At 57.0% G+C, this 5,222-nt stretch carries 2 protein-coding genes; both read right to left on the bottom strand.

All coding sequences use genetic code 11. The features are described from left to right. Window positions 1-64 precede the first annotated feature (64 nt). Entirely contained in the window at window positions 65-784 is a 720-nt protein-coding gene (locus VSS37_RS21525; RefSeq protein WP_287639446.1) for an energy transducer TonB, read from the bottom strand. 37 nt (window positions 785-821) lie between these two features. Further along, window positions 822-5,108, bottom strand: coding sequence for a pilus assembly protein (locus VSS37_RS21530; protein WP_324698598.1), 4,287 nt, complete (start codon window positions 5,106-5,108; stop codon window positions 822-824). Between the last annotated feature and the right edge of the window lie 114 nt (window positions 5,109-5,222).

Genomic DNA, 5,222 nt, shown 5'->3' on the forward strand with positions numbered 1-5,222 from the left:
GAAGGCTGAAGCGACCAAGACCCTGGTCCACGGCCCGCAGTCATGATCCATGTATGGACGAAGACTATTCGAGTCTCGTTCCTTCGATTCCCGTGAGGGTGAAGTCAATCTTGACGATCATCCGACACTTCACTGCTTCTCCTCCTCGTTGCCCCGGTGAGAACGGTGTGATGCGGAAGGCTGCCCGGGCCGATTCTTCGAAAATGCCGGGGGGGTTGGCCTCCAGAATCTCCAGATGACGCAACTGGCCACTTTCATCGATCAATAACAATAAGCGAACCCACCCTTCAATGTTATGGACTTGAGCGTGCGGTGGATAGGCGGGTACCACGGAGATCAAGGGATACGGTTGTTCATCGAGTTCGGATGATTTGAAGAAATATTCCTTGATTGGGAGCTGAATCGTCGGGGAGGTATTGGGTGACCAGGCGGAATCCTGATTGCTGGCTTGAGCTATTTCCTGCGGAATCGATAGCGGGTCGTTTGCCTCTGTTTCTGTGAGTGGCGCTGGAAACCGAAGCTGAGTCTCAGGGGACGCACTGGGTGGGGCGGATAGCCACTGACCGTTGGCCTCGGCGATTGTGAACGGAGCTAATCGCGGGGCTGCTGTTTCAAAGGGTAGCGTTGGCTCGCTGCTTCCCGTCTTCGGGGAATTCTCGATTCGGATCTCCAGACGAGCGGGTGCTGTGGACAGGGTCGGGGCCCTTGCGGGCCCCAGGATGAAAAGCATCTCGGCATGCAGCAAGGCTGACAGCAGCAGCCAGCCTGCCAGTTGCCGTGTCATCGGCAGAGGCGCCTCCGGGATGGGAGCAGCTTACCGGTCATCTCTCGGGTTCCTGGAACCAGTAGGTACGCTGACCCACACCAAGCGTGCCGAGCAGATCGGCCTTGCAGTTGCCGTCACTGCAGGATTCACTAAAAATCTTCTTGTCATGGAAGATGGTGATGGTATCTGATGGAAAACCGCGTATCGCAAAATTGGAGGAAACGCGCGAATCGCTGCTGGTGATGCTACCGCTGTGGTCGGTATCAATCACCACGCTGCCTTCGAGAGCGTTCATGGCGTACGTCGTTCCTTTCCCAGGCGGCAGGCAGACAGATGCCGAAGCAAGCGGACTATAGGTTCCGAAACGCAGTACGTTGAAGAAGACCGTTGGGGCATTGACCACCTTCTCGCCGCCATCCACTCCGCCAGTTTCAAGTCTCATCACCCAGCCGAGTTTGTCGACAAGTGCAGTTTGCGCCACCGTCTGCTGTTCTGTGGTGCCAAACTGAATCAGGTTGTCAGTCAGATCATAGAAATCACTCGTGCTTGGGTCAGAAGAGTATTTGATGAGAGACCTCCCGGTCGTCGCCAAACCCGTATCGAAATCCTTGATCATGAACATCAGATCATGGTTGTCGGTGCGCAAAGGATTTTCCTTGTCCCCAGTCCCGACGTATACCGCGTCAAAGCGCTGCCCCTGGTATTTCTGTTTCACTACGGCGGGAGGGAAGAAAATTCTTCGCCGCGGTGTTGCACCATTGGTCAGATCAGCAAACTTGGTGGCGGTCCAGCTTGACGGCGTGTCACTGTCGACATCGAAACGCCAGACGTTTCCACCCAAATCGCCAAGATACAATCGATCGGTATAACCATTTGAATCGAGATCGGTGTTGAGAGGAGCGGCATCCGAAGGAATGCTGAACAACATCCCGGACACCTGGGTGTTGGCTCCGGCACTGGCCGCCGGTGTGAAGCTCCTGATCAGTTCGCCGGTTCTGCCGTTCACAAAAAATACGCCGCGACCCATTGGTGTGCTCGTGCTCGTAATACTTTCGACCCTGACCGTGCCCGTCGGGGGCGTGTGTAATGAATCACTCACCGTATAGGTAAAGCTTCGGGCACCTGTGACCGTGATGGTTTTGGCGCCGTTATAGCCATCCGGCGTCGCGCCCGAGACCTGCACCGAATCACCCGTGGTGAAACCATGATCCACGGGGGTGGTGGCCGTTGCCGTCGTTCCCGATCGCGTGATCGTCACCGAGATCTGGTCATTGGCGACCGGATCATAACCGGCACCAAAAATCAGCACTGGGTCGGAACTTGCGCGCATCCTGGTGAAGGCCGGTGTGGACCAGGTTTCACCCAGTTCATTAAACCCGGAAGTACTATGGTCGATTTTCCACATGAACTTGGGTGCCGCACGGTCGGAAATGTCGAGAACGTAAACTGCACGGCCACCACGGCGCATGCCGAAGACCAGATAAGCCTTGTCGCTCGAGGTGATCTTGCCATCATCATCAAGATCCTCAAGGTAAATCCTCGGGCTGCCGTCGCCTGTGATGAGATGCTCGCCGACCGGGTTTTCATACATCGACTTGAGTTTCGGGATGTACTCTTCCGGCATGAAAGCCCATTGCTCCTTGCCCGTCGCCGTATCCACGGCATGCAACAGCCCATCATTGGACATGTAGAACATATCGGTGACCGGGGGAACGGTCGTGCCGTCGTATGTAAGGATGCTCGGGCTGGAATGCAGCACATCCCCATGTGGCCAGGTTCGCCATGTGGAGCAAACGGTTGTTGAATCGGCGTCCTTGCATCCTGCATTGGCTGGATCACCCCCACGGGCATGGTTGAGGATGGTTGCCCGCATTGCATCAGTCATCGAGGCGTCGCCCAGCAAATCCTTGGTGATTGTCGAATTGACTTCCGACATGGCATTGCTGGCGTTGGTCAGGAGTGGCTCGCTGCTGCTGGAGAGATGCGTGTAAAGCTTACGCGAAGAGGGCGTGGATCCGGACGCTGTCTTCAATACATATCCGGTTCCTCCCTGATTGGGTTTGCTACCGTCCGGAGCAGTCGTATCACTCCAGTAACTCACGGCCTCGTCCCGCACCCTGGCTATTTTCAGGATCCTGTCGAATTCCTCGATGTTTCTCAGGCCATCTGCGGTAAAGGTCGTTTGCCCGGTCAGGCAAAGCGGGATTTGAACGTTGTCGACGTCAAGACCACAAGCCGTGGCATTGCTGCTAAGCTTGAATTTCTTGACCGTACCTTCCCAGGACTGTTGCAGGCTGGGACGGAAGAAGGCCAGAAAAATGTCGTCCGAACTCTCGGAACGGTTGGTAGCCGAGATGGGCACGGTTGGCGCAGCAAGCGTCGGATTCCAGTCGCGGATAGTATCGATCGCTTTGGCCAGTGCAGTCGACAGTTCGCCACTGTCTTTTGCCTCGTAGAACGCGCCGCCGCCGCTCGTGGCGGCTTTTTCAAGGACAGGCGAGGAGCCACCGGCAAAACCCACCGTGTAGGTGGCGACTGATTGAATGCCCACAAGCGAGTCAGTGGCTGTGGCACCACCGGGAGACATGTCGCCATTGGCCATGAAATAGGTCAGCTCGTCCAGCCAGACATAATTGCTGGGGTAAGCAATATCTGTTGGGCCATACGGTAGGCCGGCATTTTCGAACTGCGTTGAGGGAGTGGCTTGCAGCGTCTTGATCGTGTCCGCCCGGTAAGGCGGGCCCTGGATGAGTGCCTGAACCTGGGTATCCGCCTGATTGTCGTTCTCGGGGCCGCCATCCGAAATCAGAACCACATAGTTCTTCTGGCAAACCGCAGGGGTCGAGCGATTCGGGTTGCTCATCATGGGCGAGTCGTATTTTCCTGCGACAATGGCTGAGGGGTCACTGTCGGCCGATACCGTGCCACCGCCGACGGCGGGGGTGGCATTGGTTCCGAACAGGGGGGGTTCTCCACGAAAGTACAGGTAAGCTTCGTACATCACTTCCGTCAGCGGGGTCGTGCCGGTGGCCACTACACTGTTGATTGCACGCGAGATGCTTACGCGATTGACATAATCGGAGTCCGTTTCGCTGGACCCCATGCGACGGATCGGATAGACGATATTGCCTCCCTGGCTACCTTGAGTGTTACGGATGGTAATGTCGTTGGGCAGTTTGTTGTAAACCATCAGGCCGAAGCGGATACCATTCGTTTTGGCGACCAGGTCAGTCAAGGCATCCTTGGCGATCTGCAAGCGTGTCTTGCGCCCGATCGGGGCACCTGTTGCCCCTTTCGCTCCGTATTTCCAGTTGAGGTAATTGACCGAGTACATGTCGACCGCATTGGGATAGCTCGCCGACGGGTCGGTTGGCGTATAGGCCGCCGTCGTTCCTGTGGCGGAGTTGGTGGCATTCCAGTCCTGGCCAAAAGTACGGTCGATGGCCGCAGTCATGAAGCTGTTGCCGGGATTGCCCGTCGTGCCGTTATCGGCCTTGCAGTCGTGCACAAGATGGTTGGTACCGGCAGCAAACGGATAGACGATGTAATCGGCTGAATCGCCTGGGGTGGTGGAAGATATGGTCTGATTGGTGCAGGCACTGGTGGGATTGGGGAGGTAGCGACATGCGGGAGAGCCTTCACGGACTTCGCAGGTGGTGGTGGTATCGGATTTGCTGGTGCACCCGACGCTGGTGCCATTCCCGCTGTTGAGTGCGGCATTGGGATAGACCGTGGAACCAATGGTGATATTACCCAAAGTCATGTCGCAGTAGTTGGGGCTGCTCCCGCCAGATGCACAGGCGCTGGCGCCCAGGACGTTGCCCTGACCAGTGCAAGAACCGCTGCAGGTGCCGCCATAGTAATAGGTGCCGGTCCCCTCAACCAGGATCGAGCTTCGGCCAGACCAACTGCAGCCATGGGGGTTGGCGGATGTGTAGGAATTGTTCAGGTTCTGTGGGGTACCGCAAGCGGCAGGCTCCGTGCTGCAATCGCTACCACTGGTGCCGGTGCTTTGGCAGGTGGCACCATTCTTGACCCAATACTTGATGGTGCCGGTGCCATCTTGCGGAGGGGTGCCCGAATCATGCGCCGAGTAAGCGCCCTGGTTACCATCCGTTCCTGGATCGGCATCGAGCACACAGGTACGCGTGCACAGCGTGGTGGTAATTGCGCCAGTCGCACTTAGCCTGAGCAGGGTCCCCGGCTGATCGTAATAGGCAGGAGTGCCGGTCATCTTACCGAAGGCCGGTGTTGGCGAGGCATCGCGATTGCCTTTCCAGGCCTTGTGCAAGGCCGTCGTGGTATCGGCGCTGATATCATAAAGTTTCAGCAATTCGACCACGACCGAATTCGTTGGCGACTCTCCTGCGAAATTCTGGAAATTGAACCCCCCCATGTCGGCCTTGAGATCAGTCCAGCCCGAACGCGAGGAGGTGCCTTGGGTGCGAATGGGTTG

The organism is Candidatus Thiothrix phosphatis (assembly GCF_035668035.1).
GTDB lineage: Bacteria > Pseudomonadota > Gammaproteobacteria > Thiotrichales > Thiotrichaceae > Thiothrix > Thiothrix phosphatis.

Bases quoted from the DNA above. Each gene is read 5' to 3' on its own strand.
- VSS37_RS21525 (WP_287639446.1), bottom strand. From the start codon at position 784: ATGACACGGCAACTGGCAGGCTGGCTGCTGCTGTCAGCCTTGCTGCAT.